Source organism: Kitasatospora sp. NPDC059088, assembly GCF_042738155.1.
In the GTDB taxonomy this organism is placed as follows: domain Bacteria; phylum Actinomycetota; class Actinomycetes; order Streptomycetales; family Streptomycetaceae; genus Kitasatospora.
In genome coordinates, this window is record NZ_JBHYGR010000077.1 from 23,787 (window position 1) to 42,740 (window position 18,954).

18 protein-coding genes and 1 tRNA gene are annotated in these 18,954 nt (G+C 73.8%); 10 read left to right on the plus strand and 9 right to left on the minus strand.

All coding sequences use genetic code 11. The annotated features are described in order from the left end of the window. Nucleotides 1-96: 96 nt before the first annotated feature. A complete protein-coding gene (locus tag ACFWXO_RS28905; protein WP_380527162.1) occupies nt 97-723 on the plus strand; it encodes an RraA family protein in 627 nt (208 codons plus the stop codon). 77 nt (nt 724-800) lie between these two features. Here ACFWXO_RS28905 and ACFWXO_RS28910 read toward each other — a convergent pair whose 3' ends face one another. Next, complete coding sequence (locus tag ACFWXO_RS28910) at nt 801-1,619, minus strand: isocitrate lyase/phosphoenolpyruvate mutase family protein (protein ID WP_380527164.1); 819 nt, start codon at nt 1,617-1,619, stop codon at nt 801-803. Nucleotides 1,620-1,731: 112 nt separating this feature from the next. Here ACFWXO_RS28910 and ACFWXO_RS28915 point away from each other — a divergent pair, with 112 nt between their 5' ends. Together ACFWXO_RS28915 and ACFWXO_RS28920 are read left to right on the plus strand one after the other, a co-directional pair. Next, complete coding sequence (locus ACFWXO_RS28915) at nt 1,732-2,769, plus strand: DUF5937 family protein (protein ID WP_380527166.1); 1,038 nt, start codon at nt 1,732-1,734, stop codon at nt 2,767-2,769. A gap of 152 nt (nt 2,770-2,921) precedes the next feature. Beyond that, nucleotides 2,922-3,596, plus strand: coding sequence for a Crp/Fnr family transcriptional regulator (locus ACFWXO_RS28920; RefSeq protein WP_030288117.1), 675 nt, complete (start codon nt 2,922-2,924; stop codon nt 3,594-3,596). 102 nt (nt 3,597-3,698) lie between these two features. Here the strand turns inward: ACFWXO_RS28920 and ACFWXO_RS28925 are convergent, their stop codons facing one another. The 5 genes from ACFWXO_RS28925 to ACFWXO_RS28945 form a co-directional block, all read right to left on the minus strand. Next, entirely contained in the window at nt 3,699-4,532 is an 834-nt protein-coding gene (locus ACFWXO_RS28925) for an MBL fold metallo-hydrolase (RefSeq protein WP_375887634.1), read from the minus strand. A 40-nt stretch (nt 4,533-4,572) separates the two neighbouring features. Further along, complete coding sequence (locus tag ACFWXO_RS28930) at nt 4,573-4,746, minus strand: hypothetical protein (RefSeq protein WP_375887636.1); 174 nt, start codon at nt 4,744-4,746, stop codon at nt 4,573-4,575. Nucleotides 4,747-4,890: 144 nt separating this feature from the next. Continuing rightward, entirely contained in the window at nt 4,891-5,760 is an 870-nt protein-coding gene (locus ACFWXO_RS28935; protein WP_380527169.1) for an NUDIX hydrolase, read from the minus strand. 69 nt (nt 5,761-5,829) lie between these two features. Next, nucleotides 5,830-6,297, minus strand: coding sequence for a RidA family protein (locus ACFWXO_RS28940; RefSeq protein ID WP_360227042.1), 468 nt, complete (start codon nt 6,295-6,297; stop codon nt 5,830-5,832). Next, nucleotides 6,294-6,452, minus strand: coding sequence for a DUF4177 domain-containing protein (locus ACFWXO_RS28945; RefSeq protein WP_094743074.1), 159 nt, complete (start codon nt 6,450-6,452; stop codon nt 6,294-6,296). The genes ACFWXO_RS28940 and ACFWXO_RS28945 overlap by 4 nt, the downstream gene beginning before the upstream one ends. A 350-nt stretch (nt 6,453-6,802) precedes the next feature. On the opposite strand from ACFWXO_RS28945, the gene ACFWXO_RS28950 reads away from it, so the two are divergent. Together ACFWXO_RS28950 and ACFWXO_RS28955 are read left to right on the plus strand one after the other, a co-directional pair. Then, the gene (locus ACFWXO_RS28950) at nt 6,803-7,876 is read left to right on the plus strand and encodes an ArsA-related P-loop ATPase (RefSeq protein ID WP_375887644.1); all 1,074 of its coding nucleotides are present in this window, start codon (nt 6,803-6,805) and stop codon (nt 7,874-7,876) included. After that, entirely contained in the window at nt 7,873-9,114 is a 1,242-nt protein-coding gene (locus ACFWXO_RS28955; RefSeq protein WP_380527172.1) for an ArsA family ATPase, read from the plus strand. The genes ACFWXO_RS28950 and ACFWXO_RS28955 overlap by 4 nt, the downstream gene beginning before the upstream one ends. Nucleotides 9,115-9,271: 157 nt before the next feature. Here ACFWXO_RS28955 and ACFWXO_RS28960 read toward each other — a convergent pair whose 3' ends face one another. Further along, nucleotides 9,272-9,595, minus strand: a complete 324-nt coding sequence (locus ACFWXO_RS28960) for a WhiB family transcriptional regulator (protein ID WP_033333275.1) — start codon at nt 9,593-9,595, stop codon at nt 9,272-9,274. Between the two features lie 504 nt (nt 9,596-10,099). Between ACFWXO_RS28960 and ACFWXO_RS28965 the strand changes: the two genes are divergently transcribed. Beyond that, entirely contained in the window at nt 10,100-12,355 is a 2,256-nt protein-coding gene (locus ACFWXO_RS28965; RefSeq protein ID WP_380527174.1) for a transglycosylase domain-containing protein, read from the plus strand. A gap of 156 nt (nt 12,356-12,511) precedes the next feature. On the opposite strand, the gene ACFWXO_RS28970 is transcribed toward ACFWXO_RS28965, so the two are convergent. Continuing rightward, complete coding sequence (locus ACFWXO_RS28970; protein ID WP_375887651.1) at nt 12,512-12,964, minus strand: GatB/YqeY domain-containing protein; 453 nt, start codon at nt 12,962-12,964, stop codon at nt 12,512-12,514. A 141-nt stretch (nt 12,965-13,105) separates the two neighbouring features. On the opposite strand from ACFWXO_RS28970, the gene ACFWXO_RS28975 reads away from it, so the two are divergent. The 3 genes from ACFWXO_RS28975 (at nt 13,106) to ACFWXO_RS28985 (ending at nt 14,983) form a co-directional block, all read left to right on the plus strand. Continuing rightward, nucleotides 13,106-13,840: a CGNR zinc finger domain-containing protein gene (locus tag ACFWXO_RS28975; RefSeq protein WP_380527176.1), complete on the plus strand. Its 735-nt coding sequence runs from the start codon at nt 13,106-13,108 to the stop codon at nt 13,838-13,840. Between the two features lie 24 nt (nt 13,841-13,864). After that, nucleotides 13,865-14,809, plus strand: a complete 945-nt coding sequence (locus tag ACFWXO_RS28980) for a metallophosphoesterase (protein ID WP_380527178.1) — start codon at nt 13,865-13,867, stop codon at nt 14,807-14,809. Nucleotides 14,810-14,909: 100 nt separating this feature from the next. Then, nucleotides 14,910-14,983: transfer RNA gene (locus tag ACFWXO_RS28985), tRNA-Pro, on the plus strand. 275 nt (nt 14,984-15,258) lie between these two features. Here the strand turns inward: ACFWXO_RS28985 and ACFWXO_RS28990 are convergent. Beyond that, nucleotides 15,259-18,075, minus strand: a complete 2,817-nt coding sequence (locus ACFWXO_RS28990) for an AAA family ATPase (protein ID WP_380527180.1) — start codon at nt 18,073-18,075, stop codon at nt 15,259-15,261. Between the two features lie 178 nt (nt 18,076-18,253). Between ACFWXO_RS28990 and ACFWXO_RS28995 the strand changes: the two genes are divergently transcribed. Next, nucleotides 18,254-18,631 carry a nuclear transport factor 2 family protein gene (locus ACFWXO_RS28995; RefSeq protein ID WP_380527182.1) on the plus strand — a complete coding sequence of 126 codons (378 nt, stop codon included), beginning with the start codon at nt 18,254-18,256 and terminating at the stop codon, nt 18,629-18,631. The last annotated feature ends 323 nt before the right edge of the window (nt 18,632-18,954 follow it).

An 18,954-nucleotide genomic window follows, 5' to 3' on the forward strand; every position in this document is an offset into this window, starting at 1 on the left:
GCGGACGGGCGCCAGGGTTCCGGTGCTCCGTCGACCGGCCCGTTCTAGTCTTCCGATCGTCCGACCATCGAGGGAACGATCGAGGAAAGAGGAAGCATGGACGGGGACTTCAAGGACTTCGCGGACATTCCCACCACCACCCTGGCCGACGTCCTGGGCCGCGCCCGGGTCATGGACATCGGACTGCGTCCGCTGTGGGCGGGCATGCCCCGGGTGGCCGGACCGGCCTTCACCGTGCAGTGCCCGCCCGGCGACAACCTGATGCTGCACGCCGCGATCTACCGGGCCGAGCCCGGCGCGGTGATCGTGGTGGAGTCCGGCGACCTGGACTACGCGCTGGCCGGCGGCAACGTCTGCGCGGTGGCCCAGCGCCGGGGCGTCGCCGCCTTCGTGGCCGACGGCCTGATCCGGGATCTCGCCGAGGTCCGCGACCTGGGCTTCCCGGTGGTCGCCCGGGGCGTCATCCCGATCCCCGGCGCCAAGAAGCAGCTGGGCGCCCACGGCGTCCCGGTGCGCTGCGGCGGCGTGCTGGTGGCTCCCGGCGACATCGTGGTGGCCGACGAGGAGGGCGTCGTGGCGGTGCCCGCCGCCGAGCGGACGGCGGTCCTGGAGGCGGCCCGGGCCAAGCTGGCCAAGGAGGCCGCCGAGACCCTGGACGACTGGGAGGCCGCCCACCGCGCCCGGATCGAGCAGAGCCTGGCCGGGCTGGGCTTCACGGGCTGAGCTCTCACAGAGCCTGTAGGCCGGTACGGGCTGTACGGCCCGTACGGCCCGTACGGCCCGTACCGACCGGTAGCGGGTCAGTAGAGCCCGTTCAGCTCCCCGAAGCCGAGCGCCCCGTCGAGCTCCGCCAGCGTCCCGGCGCCGAGCAGCTCGACGGCGGCCCGGTGGGCCACCGTGTACGCGGCCTGGGCGAGGCCGGTGCCGACGCTGATCCGCCGTACCCCGGTGGCGGCCAGCTCGGCGACGGCCGGCCCGCCCGGCCCGGCCATCGCGTTCACCGGCAGCGGGGAGCGCCGGCACAGCTCGGTGAGGGTGTCGAGGTCCAGCAGCCCGGGGACGAACAGGCCGTCGGCGCCCGCCTGCGCGTAGGCCTCGGCCCGGTCCAGGACGTCGTCGAGCCCGCCCAGTCCGAACAGGAAGACGTCGGTCCGGGCGTTGACCAGCAGCTCGGGCAGTCCGGCCGCCGCGGCCGCCGTCCGGGCCGCGCGCAGCCGCTCGGCCTGCTCGGCCACCGGGAACAGCGGCCCGCCGACGGCCGTCGAGTCCTCCAGGTTGACCCCGGCCGCGCCGGCGCCGACCAGTTCGGTGACGGTCGCGGCCACGTCGGCGGGCAGCGGCCCGTAGCCGCCCTCGGCATCGACGGTGACCGGCAGGTCCACCGCGGCGACGACCCGGCGGGCCGCCGCGACCGCTGCCGCCCGGTCCATCCGCTGGCCGTCGCCGTGTCCGAGCGACCAGGAGACGCCGCCGCTGGTGGTGGCGATGGCCCGGGCGCCGGCCGAGGCGATCACCGCGGCGCTGCCCGCGTCCCAGGCGTTGGGCAGGACGAGCACGCCCTCCGCGAGGAGTTCGCGCAGCCGCAGCGCCCGCTCGCGGGCCTCGGGGATGGTGGACATGGTGGTCACCGGCTTTCGTACGGATCGGTGGGAACACAGGCATCCTGCGCCCCGCTCCGGGCCCGCCACCAGTGATTAAGCTGGGGCCGAATCTTCCGAAGGGAGCCACGGCGTGCGGACGGAACTCCACTTCTCCACCCAGGACTTGGCGCTGACCCGGTTCGCGGTCAGCCCGATGCAGGAGGTGGTGACCAGCCTGCGCGCCCTGGCCCGCTCCCCCGTCCCCGCGCTGCACCGCCGCTGGGCCGGCCAGGTGCGCGGACGGCTGGTCGCCGCCGGACTCGACCGGGGACGACTGGCCGCGATGGTCCCGCCCGAGGGCCACCTGCCCGACTTCCTCAACCCCGCCCCGGCGGGTTGCTCGACCACCCTCGCCGAGGAGCTGGCCGCGATCACCGCGACCGGCGCCGGGCAGGTCCGCGCCGACCTCGACATCCTGGCCGCCGAGGCCGGCGGCAGGCTGCCCGCCGGCCTGGAACCGCTGCACCGCGACCCGGCGGGCCAGCTGCCCCGGCTGGCCGCCGAGATCGAGGCGTACTGGGAGCTGGCGCTCGCCCCGTACTGGGCCCGGATCAGCGCGCTGCTGGCCGCGGACGTCTTCCACCGCTCCCGGCAGGCCGCCGAGCACGGCAGCGCGCGGATGCTGGACGACCTGCACGGGACGGTCCGCTGGGACGGCACCGCACTGCGGCTGGAGGACCGCCACTGCGCGGTGAACCGGCTGAACGCCGCGGCCGGACTGCTGCTGGTCCCCTCGGCCTTCGCCTGGCCGCGGGTGCTCACCCGGGTGCTGCCGCCGGACCCGCCGCAGCTGGTCTACCCGGCGCGCGGCACGGCCGCGCTCTGGGAGGAGCGCCCGGGCTCGGCCGCGCGCACCGACGCGCTGGCCGCCGTCCTCGGCCGCTCCCGGGCCCGGCTGCTGGCCGAACTGGACTCCCCGGCCTCGACCACCGAGCTGGCCCGCCGGACCGGACTGTCCCCGGCCGCCGTCTCCCAGCACCTCACCGCCCTGCGTACGGCCGGCCTGACCAGCGCCCACCGGGCCGGGCACGCCGTCCTCTCCGCCCGCACCGCCGTGGGCGACTCCCTCTTCGATCAGGACGGTCGGGAAGGCGACCGGACGGCCGCCGCCGGGCGCCCCGCCCCGTGACCCGCCGGTACGAATGGCCCCGCACGGCACACCCGGACACACCCCCTCCTCATATGATCGGAGCGACATGCGCCATGCTTGGTGATGCAGAACACTGAACGGAACTTGCGCCGGACGGCCCACCCGCCGGACGGCCGAGAAGGAGGAAGCACGTGGACGACGTTCTGCGGCGCGCCGCACTCTTCGCGGCACTCGACGACGAACAGGCCGGCGAGCTGCGCGCTTCCATGACCGAGGTCACCCTCGCCCGTGGTGAGTCGCTGTTCCACGAGGGCGACCCGGGCGACCGGCTGTACGTCGTCGCCGAGGGCAAGGTCAAGCTGCACCGTGCCTCGCCGGACGGCCGCGAGAACATGCTGGCCGTGCTCGGCCCCAGCGAGATGATCGGCGAGCTGTCGCTGTTCGACCCGGGCCCGCGCACCGCCACCGCCAGCGCGCTGACCGAGGTCAAGCTGCTCGGCCTCGGCCACGGCGACCTGCAGCCCTGGCTGCACGCCCGCCCCGAGGTCTCCATCGCGCTGCTGCGGGCCATCGCCCGCCGACTGCGCCGCACCAACGACGTGATGTCCGACCTGGTCTTCTCCGACGTGCCCGGGCGTGTCGCCAAGGCCCTGCTGGACCTCTCCCGCCGCTTCGGCGTGCAGTCCGAGGAGGGCATCCACGTCGCCCACGACCTCACCCAGGAGGAGCTGGCCCAGCTGGTCGGCGCCTCCCGTGAGACGGTCAACAAGGCGCTCGCCGACTTCGCCGGCCGCGGCTGGTTGAAGCTGGAGGCACGCGCGGTGGTCCTGCTGGACGTCGAGCGGCTGTCGCGCCGCTCGCGCTGACGCTCCGAGCACCGCGAAGGGCCCGTCCGAGCCGGACGGGCCCTTCGGCGTTCCCCGACCGGTCCGGGACCGGTCGGGGACCGGTGAGGTCCCGGACCGGGGTCAGCCCTGGTCCGGGATCAGCCCGTGGTCCTCCAGGTACTCCAGCTGGGCCCGCACCGACAGCTCGGCGGCCGGCCAGAGCGCCCGGTCCACGTCCGCGTAGACCCGGGCGACCACCTCGGCGGCCGTCCGGCAGCCCGCCTCGACCGCGGTCTCCACCTGGGCGAGCCGGGTGGCCCGGTGCGCCAGGTAGTAGTCGACCGCGCCCAGCGCGTCCGCGAGCACCGGCCCGTGGCCGGGCAGCACCGTCCGCACGCCGTGCGCGGAGGCCATCGTGTGCAGGTGGCGCAGCGAGTCCAGGTAGTCCCCGAGCCGGCCGTCCGGGTGGGCGACCATCGTGGTGCCACGGCCGAGCACGGTGTCCCCGGTGAGGACCGCGCCGTCGTCCGGCAGGTGGAAGGTCAGCGAGTCCGAGGTGTGGCCGGGGGTGGCGACCACCCGCAGGTCGAGGCCGCCGACGTCCAGCCGCTGGCCGCCGACCAGGCCCTCGGAGCCCAGCCGGTGCGCCGGGTCCAGGGCCCGCACCTCGGTGCCGGTCAGCTCGGCGAACCGGGCCGCGCCCTCGGAGTGGTCGGCGTGGCCGTGGGTCAGCAGGGTGAGCGCGATCCGCTTGCCGCGCTCCTCGGCGAGGTCGAGCACCCGGCGCAGGTGGCCCTCGTGCAGCGGGCCGGGGTCGATCACCACCGCGAGGTCCGAGCCGGGCTCGGAGAGCAGCCAGGTGTTGGTGCCGTCCAGGGTCATCGGCGACGGGTTCGGCGCCAGCACGCACAGCGCCCGGGCGGTGGCCTCCCCGCCCACCACCGCGGCGGGGTCGCCCGGCAGGACTCCGCTCATGCCGCCACGCGCCCCTCGACGATCCGCCCGCTCCGCCCGCTCACCGGTTGCCCTCCAGGCCGCGGTGCAGGGCCCGCAGCGGCAGGGCCCGGACGAGGGCGCGCTGGGCGACCTCGACGAACGGGACCGGACCGTCACAGGCCGCGGAACGGGGGATCACTCGGCGGGCGGGCAGCTCGGGGGCCGTCCGGCGAGCCACATCGTCGTGGTCCATCGGTCGTCGGTCCTTTCCGGTCGGCGTCTCTCGAAGTCGTCGTGCAACGGTTCGTACCAGGGGTCGTACGAGGGTCGTACGAGGGGTTCGTACAACGGTTGGTACGAGGGGGTCCGTACGGAGGGGTCCTCGTACGGAGGGGGGTCAGGATTCCTCGGCGGGGAACTCCCCGTCGATGGTCAGTTCGTCGTACCCGGGCCAGCGGACCGTCATCCGGTCGCCGCGGACCTCGGCCCGGCCCAGCACCGGCTCCAGCACCCGGTCGGCGGCCGCGTCCAGTGCCTCGGCGGCGGTCCGCACCGACGACAGCTCCCGCAGCACCGTGACCGTCGGCGGCAGCATGCCGAACCGGCCCTCCCGGTGCCCCCGGACCGCCTCGGCGGGCGTCAGCCAGGCGACCCGGTCGGCCTCGCCGACCTCCAGCGCCGCGCGCTGCCCGGCCGGCAGGGCGGCGACGAAGAACCAGGTGTCGTAGCGCCGCTCCTCGAACTCCGGGGTGATCCAGCGGGCCCAGCCGCCCAGCAGGTCACTGCGCAGCACCAGGCCGTGGTCCCGCAGGAACTCGGCGAAGGACAGCTCGTGCGCCTCCAGCGCGGCCCGCTCCGCGGACCAGTCGCGCGGCGCGGCGACGCTCTCCGGGTCCGGTCCGGCCAACAGCACGCCGGCCTCCTCGAAGGTCTCGCGCACCGCCGCGCAGACCACCGCCCGCGCCGTCCGGGCGTCCACCCCGAGCCGCTGCGCCCACTCCTCGGGCGAGGGCCCGGCCCAGCCGGTCTCGACCTCGGCGTCCCGCGGGTCCACCCCGCCGCCCGGGTAGGCGTACATCCCGGCCGCGAAGGCCATCGAGGTGCGGCGGCGCAGCAGGTAGGCCTCCGGTCCGTCGGCGGCGTCGCGCAGCAGCACGACCGTCGCGGCGGGTCTGGCCACCGCCGGGGTGAGCAGGCCGGAGTCGACCGCCCGGATCCGGGCAGGCCAGCCGGGCGGCATCGGGAGCGTCGTTGCTCGATGGTCCATGCCCGGATGCTAAGCGCACGAAGGCGGGGTTGGACAGGCCCGACCCCGCCTTCGTGATCACGCTCGGGGTCAGGCGCTCTTGACGCGCACCTGGAGCTCGACCTCGACCGGGGCGTCCAGCGGCAGCACCGCGACGCCGACGGCGCTGCGGGCGTGCACACCGGCCTCGCCCAGCACGGTGCCGAGCAGCTCGCTGGCACCGTTGATCACGGCGGGCTGGCCGATGAAGTCGGGGGCGGAGGCGACGAAGCCGACCACCTTCACGACCTGCTCGATCAGGTCCAGGTCGCCGATCACCGACTTCACGGCGGCCAGGGCGTTCAGCGCGCAGGTCTGCGCGAGCTCCTTGGCCTCCTCCGGGGACACCTCGGCACCGACCTTGCCGGTGCTCACCAGCTTGCCGCCGACGACCGGCAGCTGGCCGGAGGTGAACACGAACTCACCGGACCGGACGGCCGGCACGTAGGCGGCGACCGGGGCGGCCACCGGCGGCAGGGTCAGGCCCAGCTCGGCGAGCTTCGACTCGACCTTGCTCATGCGTTCTTCTCCCGCTTGAAGTAGGCCACCAGCTGCTCCGGGTTCGGGCCGGGCACGACCTGGACCAGCTCCCAGCCGTCCTCGCCGAAGTTGTCCAGGATCTGCTTGGTGGCGTGCACCAGCAGGGGCGCCGTCATGTATTCCCACTTGGTCATGGCCAGACTCTAGACGAGGTGTCCCGGCGATCGCCGCCGCCCGGGCCGCCGTACGGGCCGCCGCACAGGCCGCCGCCTGGGCCGCCGTACGGGCCCTCGCCGACCGGCGTGTGAGGTGGAGCACAAAGGGGGCATGATTCAGTCCTGGCACCCCAGGTGCTCCGGGCATCGGGAGCGCTCCCTGGTTACCCTCGCGAGAGGGCGTCCTCGCGAGAGGGCACCCGCAGGGAGGGGCGTCCGTACGGAGCGGCACCCTCGTGGAGGGGCGCCCTCGTCCGCGAGCGGCCCCCTCGGCAGGGGCACCCCGCAGGAGGGGCGCCCGCAGGGACGGAGACGGACGGAGACGCAGCGTGGCACGCACCCCCGGCCAGGCGACCCGGCGCGACCCCGACTGGGAGGGGGTCCGGCTGCACGTGGTCAGCGGCAAGGGCGGCACCGGGAAGACCACGCTGGCCGCCGCGCTGGCGCTGGCCCTGGCCGCCGACGGCGGTCGGGTGCTGCTGATCGAGGTCGAGGGGCGGCAGGGCATCGCCGAGCTGTTCGGGATCGCCGCCCTCCCCTACGAGGAGCGCCGGATCGCCTCGGTCTCCCGCCCCCAACTGGGGCTGCCGGCCGGCGAGGGCGGGCCCGGCGAGGTGCTCGCACTGGCGATCGACACCGAGCTGGCGCTGCTCGAGTACCTGGAGATGTTCTACAAGCTCGGCCGGGCCGGCAAGGCGCTGCAGAAGGTCGGCTTCGTCGACTTCGCCACCACCGTCGCCCCCGGCGTACGGGACGTGCTGCTCACCGGCAAGGCCTGCGAGGCGGCCCGCCGCAAGGGCCCGGACGGGCGGCGGCGCTACGACGCGGTGGTGATGGACGCCCCGCCGACCGGGCGGATCACCCGGTTCCTGAACGTCAACTCCGAGGTCGCCGGGCTGGCCCGGATCGGCCCGATACACACCCAGGCGCAGGCCGTGATGCGGGTGCTGCGGTCCCCGGAGACGGCGGTGCACCTGGTCACCCTGCTGGAGGAGATGCCGGTGCAGGAGACGGTCGACGGCTTCGCGGAACTGCGCGAGGCGAAGCTCCCGGTGGGCGGGGTGATGGTCAACATGGTCCGGCCCCCGCTGCTGGACGCGGCCGCGGTGGCCGCAGTGGACGGGGACCACCGCGAGGAGGTCGCGCTGGCGCTCGGCGAGGCCGGGCTGGGCGGGCGCTCGCGCAAGGCGGAGACGGTCCGGGCGGCGGTCGAGCCGCTGATCGACCCGCTGCTGGAGCAGGCCAGGGAGCACGCCGAACGGGTCGAACTGGAGCGGGCGCAACGGGCCGACCTGCAGCAACTGCGGCTCCCGACGTACGAACTCCCCTTGCTGGGCGAGGGCGTGGACCTCGGCGGGCTGTACCGGCTGGCGGGCGAACTCAAGCGGCAGGGGGCGGCGTGACTCCGGCGAACGGCGGCAGCGGTGGCGGCGGCGAGGGCCGGGGTGGTGGTGGCGTCGGCCGGGGTGGTGGTGGCGTCGGCCGGGGTGGCAACGGCGGGAACCGGCTCGCGGTGGACGAGCTGATCGACGACCCGAAGACCCGGATCATCGTCTGCTGCGGCTCCGGCGGCGTCGGCAAGACCACCACCGCCGCGGCGATCGGCCTGCGGGCCGCCGAGCGCGGCCGCAAGGTCGTGGTGCTGACCATCGACCCGGCCCGGCGGCTGGCCCAGTCCATGGGTCTGACCGAGCTGGACAACACCCCCCGGGTGGTCAAGGGGGTGGCCGGGGACGGCCGGCTCCACGCCATGATGCTCGACATGAAGCGGACCTTCGACGAGGTCGTGCTGGCCCACGCCGAGCCCGAACGGGCCAAGGCGATCATGGAGAACCCGTTCTACCAGTCCCTGTCGGCCGGTTTCGCGGGCACGCAGGAGTACATGGCGATGGAGAAACTCGGGCAGCTGCGCGCCGCCGAGGAGTGGGACCTCATCGTCGTGGACACCCCGCCGTCCCGCTCGGCACTGGACTTCCTGGACGCCCCCAACCGGCTCGGGTCCTTCCTGGACGGCCGGGTGATCCGGATCCTGACCGCGCCCGCCAAGGTCGGCGGCCGCAGCGCGATGCGCTTCCTCAACGCCGGGATGGGCCTACTCACCGGCACCCTGGGCAAGATCTTCGGCGCCCAGCTGCTCACCGACGTACAGACCTTCGTCAGCGCGATGGACTCGATGTTCGGCGGCTTCCGCGAGCGCGCCGACCGCACCTACCAGCTGTTGAAGGCGCCGGGCACGGCGTTCCTGGTGGTGGCGGCGCCGGAGCGGGACGCGCTGCGCGAGGCGGCGTACTTCGTGGACCGGCTCGCCGCGGACCGGATGCCGCTGGCCGGACTGGTGCTCAACCGGGTGCACAGCACGGGCGCGCCGCAGCTCACCGCGGAGCGGGCGCTGGCGGCGGCCGAGGCCCTGGAGGAGAACGGCTCGGAGCACTCCTCGCCAGAGGCGGAGCTGCTGGCGGCCGGACTGCTGCGGCTGCACGCCGAGCGGATGCAGATCATGGGGCGCGAGCGGCGGACCCGGGACCGGTTCGTCTCGGTGTACCCGGACGTGCCGATCGTGGAGGTGGCCGCGCTGCCGGGTGACGTCCACGACCTGGACGGGCTGCGGGCCATCGGGGGCCGGCTCAGCGGCGCGGCGTAGTCCGGGCCGGGGCCGGTGGGGGCCGGCTGGTGGCGCGACGCAGTCCGGGCGCGGCGCAGTCCGGGCCGGGTAGGGGTCGGTCCGAGTGGTCCGGGCACTCCGGCCGGGTGGTCCGGGCCGGAACGGGGGAGCCCCGGACCGCGAGGTGCGGCCCGGGTCAGCCCGCCTGGGCGTAGTCCGTCAGTATCACGCCGGTCGCGAGGGACTCCTCGTACTCGGTGCGGGCGGTCTCCAGCAGCCTCCGCCACGACATGACCGTCGGGCGGCGGCGCAGCAGCGCCCGGCGCTCGCGTTCCGTCATCCCGCCCCACACCCCGAACTCCACCCGGTTGTCCAGCGCGTCCGCGAGGCACTCCGTCCGGACGGGGCACCCACTGCACACCGCCTTCGCCCGGTTCTGTGCCGCCCCCTGGACGAACAGTTCGTCCGGATCACTCGTGCGGCAGGCGGCCTGCGCACTCCAGTCGTCAACCCAGCCCATGCCGGCGCCGTCCTCTCCCGATGATTCGAGGCTCCCCCACGGCGGCAACGGCATATTCACCGTTGCCAGTTGAGGACGTTACGGAAGATGGACTGCTTGCAACAGCCCCTTCGGGCTCAATCTCGAATGACCCGATCGGACTATGGGTATCTGTCATCTCACTCGTTGGAGTGATCGCAGGTCGCGGCACTTGCGAGCCGCGAGGCCCCCACTCTCGCCACAGGCGCCGTCACGCAGCGCAACCGTTCACTCGAACACAACAGGCCACAGCTGCCTCAAAACCCGGACAAGGGTGAGCAATTCGGGCAAGTCTCCGCACTCACAAGAGTGAGCGATGTTGACGCACCGAAGCTGTCGCAAGCTTGTGACAAGCCTAGGCGAACACCTGCCCCGATGTACGGGAATCGGGGACGTAGGGTTCTCCCCATGGCACCGAAGCGCCCATCGGCACCCCAGCCCCCAGGCAATCCCGGAGCTCCGCGACGCAAGAGCGGCGGATCACCGATGGACCACGTCGGCAACGGCGTGAAGTTCCTGGGCGTCAGCGTGCTCTCCGGAGTCCTGCTGGCAGGCCTCGCCCTGCCTGCCGTCGGTGCCATGGGCCTGACCGCCAAGGACACGGCGGAGAGCTTCCAGAACATCCCCGACGACTTCAAGACCCCGCCGCTCACCCAGGCGACCCAGATCTTCGACGCCAAGGGCGGCCTGATCGCCAAGGTCTACGAGCGCGACCGCACCGTCCTCACCGCCGACCAGATGTCGCCCTTCATGCGGCACGCCCAGGTGGACATCGAGGACGCCCGCTTCTACGAGCACGGCGCCGTCGACCTCAAGGGCGTCCTGCGCGCCGTCGGCAAGAACGCGGAGAGCGGCACCGCCTCCCAGGGCGCCTCCACGCTGACCCAGCAGTACGTCAAGAACGTCAACGTGGAGAAGGCCGGCGACGACCAGGCGGCCGTCCTGGAGGCGCAGCGCAAGACCCTGGGCCGCAAGATCCAGGAGCTCAAGGTCGCGATCAAGCTGGAGGAGGACCTGACCAAGGATCAGATCCTCACCAACTACCTCAACATCACCTTCTACGGCCACCAGGCCTACGGGGTCGAGGCCGCGTCCCAGCGCTACTTCAGCAAGAGCAACAAGGACCTGACCGTCGCCGAGGCCGCCACCCTCGCCGGCGTGGTCCAGAACCCGTCGCAGTACGACCCGGTGCGCTACCCCGACAACACGGTGAAGCGCCGCAACGTCGTCATCGACAAGATGCTGGAGAACAAGCACATCACCCCCCAGCAGGCGGCCGAGGCGAAGGCCGCCCCGCTGGGTCTCAAGTACAAGGACCCGCAGAACGGCTGCATCACCGCCCAGGCGGGCATGGGCTTCTTCTGCGACTACGTGCGCCACGTGGTCAAGCAGGACCCGGCCTTCGGCAAGAACGCCGACGACCGCAAGAAGCTGTGGGACACCGGCGGCCTGAACATCTACACCACGCTGGACCCGGACAAGCAGGCCGCCGCCCAGAACGCCGTCACCAAGAAGGTCAACGTGACCGACCAGGTGTCGGCCGCGGCGACCATGATGGAGCCCGGCACCGGCAAGATCCTGGCGATGGCCCAGACCCGCCCGTACGGCCTGGACCCGAACAAGAACCAGACCGTCGTCAACCTCAACGTCGACGCCTCGATGGGCGGCGGCAACGGCTTCCAGACCGGTTCGACCTTCAAGCCGATCCTCGCTGCGGCGGCGCTGGAGGCGGGCATGTCGAACACCCAGTCGTTCCCGTCCGAGAACAAGATCGACTACCCCCAGATGTCGACCTGCAACAGCACCTGGAAGAACACCGACAAGCCCAAGGCCACGGTGAAGAACGAGTCGACCGGCGAGGTCGGCCCGTACGAGCTCAAGCAGGCCATGGCGCTCTCGGTCAACACGTACTTCGTGCAGATGGAGCAGCAGGTCGGCCTCTGCGCGATGAAGCAGATGGCCAACAAGCTGGGCATCACCCAGTCGGCGAAGGGCGACCAGTTCCAGGAGGTGCCCTCGATGGTCCTCGGCACCCTGGAGCTCTCCCCGCTGACCATGGCGAACGTCTACGCGACCTTCGCCGCCCGCGGCAAGTACTGCACCCCGATCGCGATCAACAAGATCACCACGGTGGACGGCAAGGACCTCAAGGTCCCGCAGTCCCAGTGCAGCCAGGCCTTCTCCGAGTCGACCGCGGACTCGCTCAACACCGTCCTGCTCAACGTGACCGAGAAGGGCACCGCGGCCGCCCTCGGCCTCGACGACGGCCGCAAGATCGCCGGCAAGACCGGTACCACCGACGAGAAGAAGGCCGCCTGGTTCGACGGCTACACCCCGTCGCTGGCCACCGCGGTCTGGCTCGGCGGCCCCGCCGGCGGCGTCAAGATGAAGAACATCAACATCGGCGGCAAGCACTTCGACGAGGTGTTCGGCGCCGACGGCCCCGGCCCGATCTGGCAGATGGCCATGAACCAGGCGCTCAAGGGCTCGCCGCTGGAGTCCATCCAGACCACCAACATCCCGGACCCCCAGCCGGCCACCCCGCCGGCGGGCGCCAGCCCGACGACCGACCCGAACGCCCAGCAGCCGGGCGCCCAGAACCCGCCGCCGCCCGCACCGGGCGGCGGGAACCCCGGCAACCCCGGTGGGGTGATAGGGGGAGGGTTCACCCTCCCGCCGGGCATGATCGGCGGGGGCGGTAACGGCAATGGCAACGGGAACGGCAACGGCGGCAGGCACTGACCGACCCGGCACCGCCCGGTACGACGGCGAAGGGGCGCCCTCCGGATCTTCCGGAGGGCGCCCCTTCGCCGTGTCGGTGTCGGCGGTACGGCCGTCACTGCGGCGGCAGCGGCGACGGTGACGGCGGCGGCGGTGACGGCGGCGGTGACGTGCAGCTCAGAGCAGCGCGGCCTTCACCGCGGCCGCCACCCGGCCGCCCTCGGCCAGACCGTCCACCTTCGGCTTCACCAGCTTCATCACGGCGCCCATCGCCTGCGGACCGCTCGCCCCGCTCTCGGCCACGGCGGCGGCCACGATCGCGGCCAGCTCCTCGTCCGAGAGCTGCTTCGGCAGGTAACCCGCCAGCACCTCGCCCTCGGCGCGCTCGCGCGCGGCCTGCTCCACCCGGCCGGCCTGGTCGAAGGCCTCGGCCGCCTCGCGGCGCTTCTTCGCCTCGCGGGTGATCACCTTCAGCACCTCGGCGTCGGACAGCTCGCGCTTCTCCTTGCCCGCCACCTCCTCGCTGGTGACGGCGGAAAGCGTGAGCCGGATGGTGGACGAGTGCAACTCGTCCCGGTCCTTGATGGCAGCCGTGAGGTCCTCCTGCAGCTGCGCCTTGAGCGTCGTCATGGGCCCGAGTCTCCCACCTGGGGCGTTCCGTCGCTTGCCATTAACGACTGCCGTCAACGCTTGCCGTCAACGGCTGCCGTCAAGCACCGCCGTCAACGGTCGGCCGCGACCGCCGGGTCCGTAACCACCTACCCTGGTTACATGACCGACGGAGACGGCGCAGCGGAACACCCGACCGGCCTGGTCCTCACCACAGCCGCCGGCGCCCGCTTCCACTTCGACCCCGGCGCCCTCTGCCTGGAACTGCTCACCACCGGCGGCCCCGGCCCCTACGCCCGGTTCGAAGTGCTGCACCGCCCGTCCGACCTCACCGACTGGCTCACACGCTCTCGGCTGCGGCTGCCCGCCGGCACCGTACGGATCACCGAAGGCCAGCTCGGCGCCGCCCGCACCCTGCGCGACGCCCTCTGGCGCCTGGCCGCCGACCGCGCCCACGGCCGCCCCGGCGACCCCGCGGACCGCGCCGCCCTCAACCGGGCCGCCGCCCACCCCCCGCTCGTCCCCCGGATCGCCCCGGACGGCACCGCGGCCGCCCCGCTGCCCGCCGACGGCGCCCAGCTCGTCTCCACTCTCGCCCGGGACGCCATCGCCCTGCTCACCGGCCCGCACGCCGACCGGATCCAGGAATGCCGGGCGCACGACTGCCGGCTGCTCTTCGTCGACACCTCGCGGCCCGGACGGCGGCGCTGGTGCTCGATGGAGCGCTGCGGCAACCGCAACAAGGTCCGGGCCCTGCGCGCCCGCCGGGACACCGACCCCACCGCCCCGGTCGACCCGATTGCCCCGGTCGACCCGATTGCCCCGGTTGCCCCGGTCGACCCGGTGCAGGTCACGGTGGCCGTGTCCGCACCGCGCCACCGGACGTTCACCAGCTGATCCACCGTCTGAGAGCATGGGCTGATGCGACCGCTGTACTCCGTCCCCCTCGGTGTCGCCGCTGCCGGCGCCGCCTGCCTCGCCTACTCCGTCGGGTACGAGGTACGTGCCTTCCGGCTCCGCCGCGTCGAGGTCCCCGTCCTGCCCCACGGTGCCAAGCCCCTCCGGGTCCTCCAGGTGTCCGACATCCACATGGTGGCCGGGCAGGGCAAGAAGCAGCGCTGGCTGCAGAGCCTCGCCGGCCTGCGCCCCGACCTCGTGGTCAACACCGGCGACAACCTCTCCGACCCGCTCGGCGTCCCCGCCACCCTCGACGCCCTCGGGCCGCTGATGGACTTCCCCGGCGTCTACGTCTTCGGCTCCAACGACTACTACGGGCCGGCCCGCAAGAACCCCGCCCGCTACCTCCAGGCCATGCGCAGCGGCGTCCACGGCATGAACAACCCCGACGGCACCGGCAACCGCGGCATCAGCGGCGCCGTGCACAACCCCTGGGAGAAGCTCCGCGACGGCTTCGACGCGGCCGGCTGGCTCGACCTGACCAACACCCGCGGCCGCCTCACCGTCAACGGCCTCGACCTCGAGTTCACCGGCCTCGACGACCCGCACATCCGCCGCGACCGCTACGCCGCCGTCGCCGGCGGCCCCTCCGCCGACGCCGACCTCTCCCTCGCCGTCGTGCACGCCCCCTACCTGCGCGTCCTCGACGCCTTCACCGCCGACCGCTACCCGCTGATCCTGGCCGGCCACACCCACGGCGGCCAGCTCTGCATCCCCTTCTACGGCGCCCTGGTCACCAACTGCGACCTCGACACCCGCCGGGTCAAGGGCCTCTCCACCCACAAGGCCGGCGGCCACCGCTCCTACCTCCACGTCTCCGCCGGCTGCGGCACCAACCGCTACACCCCGATCCGCTTCGCCTGCCCCCCGGAAGCCACCCTCCTCACCCTCGCCCCGGCCCCCCGCTGACCCCGACCGGACGCCCGCCCGAAACCGGATTTCGTGTCTCGGCGAGCGTCCGGTAGAGTTCTACTCGTCGCGAAGGAGACGGAGCGACAAACAGAATGACCGGGGTGTGGCGCAGCTTGGTAGCGCGCTTCGTTCGGGACGAAGAGGCCGTGGGTTCAAATCCCGCCACCCCGACCCAGTACAGAGGGCCCATCGGAGAGATCCGATGGGCCCTCTGACGTTGTATCCGGAGGAGCTCCGGAACCCCGTCCGCTGCCCGTGTACATCCGGGGCCCGTCGGGGGCGGGGTGCGGCCGGGGTGCGGCGGGGCGATCGCCTTCACCGGTCGGGGCGATCGCGGCCCGCTGGGTTCCTTGCGGGGGCCGAGGCCCGGACAGGGCGGCTCCGCTCTGCGTGCCCGCCGGGTGCCCGTACGGGTCGGTCCGCGATGGCTGCTGCCTCTCCCCGTGTCAGAGCGTGGTGGGGAGGGCGGTGCGAGAGGTGATGCCGAGTTTGGGGTAGGCCTTGTAGAGGTGGTGGGCGACGGTGCGGGGGCTGAGGAAGAGTTGGGCGGCGATGTCGCGGTTGGTGAGGCCCTGGGCGGCCAGGCGGGCGATCTGGAGTTCCTGGGGGGTCAGGGGGTTCGGGAGGGTCTGGGAGGGCCGGGGTGTGGGGGCCGGGGTGCCGGTGGCGGAGAGTTCGGTGCGGGCGCGGGTGGACCAGGGGTGGGCGGCGAGGCGGTCGAAGACTTCGAGGGCGGCCGTGAGGTGGGGGCGGGCGTCGGTGCGGCGGCGGGTGCGGCGGAGCCATTCGCCGTAGAGCAGGGCGGTGCGGGCCTGTTCGAAGGGGCGGTGGGTGGTGGCGTGGAGGTCGAGGGCGGCGCGGTAGGCGGGTTCGGCGAGTTCGTCCGGGCCGAGCAGGGCCTGGCAGCGCAGGCGTAGTGCCTGGGCCCAGGGGCGGTCGGCGGCGGTGGTCCAGCGGGCGAAGCGTTCGTAGGCCTCGGCGGCGCGGTCCGGGGTGCCGAGGCGGACGGCGGCTTCGACCAGGTCAGGGACGGCTCGGGTGGCGCTGACGTGGTGCCGGTGCGGGCCGGTGGTGAGGGCCTGGAGGCGGTCGGCGGCGCCTGCGGCGCGGCCCTGGCCGAGGTCGAGCAGGGCGAGGGCCCAGTGTGCCCAGGGGCGGCCGGCGGCGGGGGCGGCGGTCTGCGGGCCGGTGGTGGCGAGCGCGGTGGTGGCCAGTTCGGTGCAGCGTTCGGTGCGGCCGTCGAGGGCGGCCAGGTAGGCGAGCAGGGCGCTGAGTTGGCTGACCCACTGGTGCTGGCCGGTGTCCCGGGCGAGGTCCAGGGCCTCGGTGGCGGTGAGTTCGGCGTCGGCGTGGCGGCCGTGGAAGAGCTCGGCCTCGGCGAGGAAGAACTGCAGGGTGGGCATCACGCCGAGGGTGCCCTTGGCGCGGGCCTCGGCGACGAGTTCGCCGCCGAGGTCGACGGTCTCCTCGTCGCGGCCCAGGACGAGGGTGGCGCCGCAGAGTTGGACCAGGTCGGCGGGGCTCTCGGCGCCGGCCCGGCGGGCGGCTTCGACGGCCTCCCGGGCCGGGGGCAGGGCGGCGGCGGGTGCCGCTGCGGCGGCGGGTCGGCCGAGGGCCGGGAGGACGGCGGCGGGGAGGTAGCGGGCGAGCGGGGCGACGGGGTCGTCGTCGCCGAGCGGGAGGGCGGCGAGCCGGTCGAGCACCTCGGCCACCGGCTCCTCCCCCGCGTACCAGGCGGCGTGGAAGGCCTGGAACAGCATCCGGGCGGCGTGGGCGGGTTCGACGACGTCGGGGGCGTCGGAAGCGTCGGGGGCGTCGGAGGAGGTGGCGAGCGCGAGGGCGGCGTCCAGCAGCAGCCGGTACGCGGTCGGGTAGGAGCCACGCCAGAAGTGCGCGGTGGCCCGGACGTGGTCCAGCAGGGCGTGCGCGAGGACGCTGTCGGTGCGGGCGGCGGCCTCGTCGGCGAGGGCCTCGGCGCGCTCCAACTCGCCTTCCTCGGTGGCGGCTTCGGCGGCCAGCACGAGTCGGCGGGTGGCCGCGTCGCGGTCGGGGGTGAGCCGGGCGGCGCGTTCGTACGCGGCCGCGCCGCCGTGGCCCCCGCGCCGGCCGGTGCGGACGGCGGTGCGTTCCAGCGCGTCGGCGAGGGCGGCGTCGGGGGCGGTGGCGGCGAGGGCGAGGTGCCAGGTGCGGCGGTCGCCGTCCGGGAGTGCCCCGGCGACGGCGCGGTGGACGGTCAGCCGCTGGTGGTGCGGGGCGCGTTGCAGGATCGCGGAGCGCAGCAGCGGGTGGCGGAAGGCGATCCGCCGGTCGGGGGTGACGGTGACCAGGCCGGATTCCTCGGCGGGGGCGAGGTGTTCGGCGCCGACGCCGAGCGCGGCCGCGGCGGGCAGCAGGACGTCCAGCTCGCCGCTCTCCTCCGCAGCAGCGACCAGCAGCAGGGTCTGGGTGGCCGGGGGCAGGCCGGTGACCTGGCCGTGGAAGGCGATCAGCAGGCGGCTGGTGAGCGGCAGCCCGCCCGCGGTGTGCGCCTGCGGGCCGGTGGCGACGGGGAGTTCGGTGAGGGCGAGCGGGTTCCCGGCGGCTTCGGCGAGCAGGCGGTCGCGAACGGCGGCGGGCAGGTCAGGGCCGGCCCGCTCGGCCAGCAGCCGGGTGGCATCGGCCTCGGCGAGGCCGGTCACCCGCACCTCGGGCAGGCCGAGTTGGCGATCGACGGAGGCGCCGGGCTCGGTGCGGGCGGCCAGTAGCAGGGCCACCCCTTCGGCCTGGAGGCGACGGGCGGCGAGCAGCAGGGCGTCCAAGGAGGCCCGGTCCAGCCACTGGACGTCGTCCAGCACGCACAGCAGCGGCTGGTCGGCGGCGAGTTCGGCGAGCAGTCCGAGGGTGGCGAGGCCGACCAGCAGCCGGCCGGCGGGGGCGGGTGCGGGTGTGGCAGATGGTGCCGCTGCCGGATCCTCGGGCGCCTCGCCGAGCCCGAACGCCGCCTCCAGGGCGCGCCGTTGCGGCCCGGGCAGGACGTCCAGCCGGTCCAGGCCGGGAGCAAGCAGCAGGCTCAGCCCGGCGAAGGGCAGTTCCGCCTCGTACTCGACGCCGGCCGCCCTGATCACCCGGAAGGCCGTCCCGGCCCGGGCCACGGCGTCGTCCAGCAGGGCGGTCTTGCCGATGCCCGCCTCACCGCGGAGCAGCAGCGCCCCGGCGCCGCCGTCCCGCGCCCGCGCCAACAGGCCGTCCACCGCGACCTGTTCGTGTTCCCTCCCGTACAGCATGCCCCGACCCTACCGAGCCGACCGCCGGCGCTCCGGCGCAACGGCTACACAGGCGGGTGCGAATACCTACGTACCCCCATGCCTATCCGTGACCGATTCGCCCGCGGCGGCCCGTCCCTACCTTTGTGAGCAGCGGGAACGACCCGCCAACGGCCCACCGGCACACGGGAGACGAACCATGACCGAGATCACCACCGCCGCCCTCCAGCAGCTCGCCGAGCGCTACCTGGCGGTCTGGAACGAGACCGACCCGGCTGCCCGCCGCAAGCTGATCGACGAGGTGTGGGCCGAGGACGGCCGCTACACCGACCCGCTGGCCGCCGTGGCCGGCCGGGACGCGATCGACGCGCTGATCGGCGCGGCCCAGGCCCAGTTCCCGGGCCTGGAGTTCACCCTCGGCCCGGTGGACGCCCACCACGACATCGCCCGGTTCACCTGGAACCTCGGCCCGGCCGGCGCCGAGCCGGTGGTGATCGGCTTCGACGTGCTCGCGGCCACGCCGACGGGCCGGATCGGCACCGTGCACGGGTTCCTGGACCGCGTGCCGGGCGCCTGAGTCCGGGACGGACGTCCGAACCGGGCGGACGTAACCAGGAAGACGGACGTACGAGCAAGACGGGCGTACGAGCAAGACGAGCGTCCAAGCCAAGCGGATGTCTCAGCAAGACGGACGTACGAGCCAAACGGACGTCCAATCCATACGTACGTCCGTACCAGACGCCCGTCCGAACACCGGACAGGCCGGTTCCAGGGGCGCCGCACCCCACGGCGGGGGGGGGGGGGGCGCCACGCCGGGGGGGGGCGCGCGCAAGACGCCGGGGAGAACCAAAGCGGGAGGCACGAGAGCGAAAGACACCACACCCCCCCACGCGCGCCAGA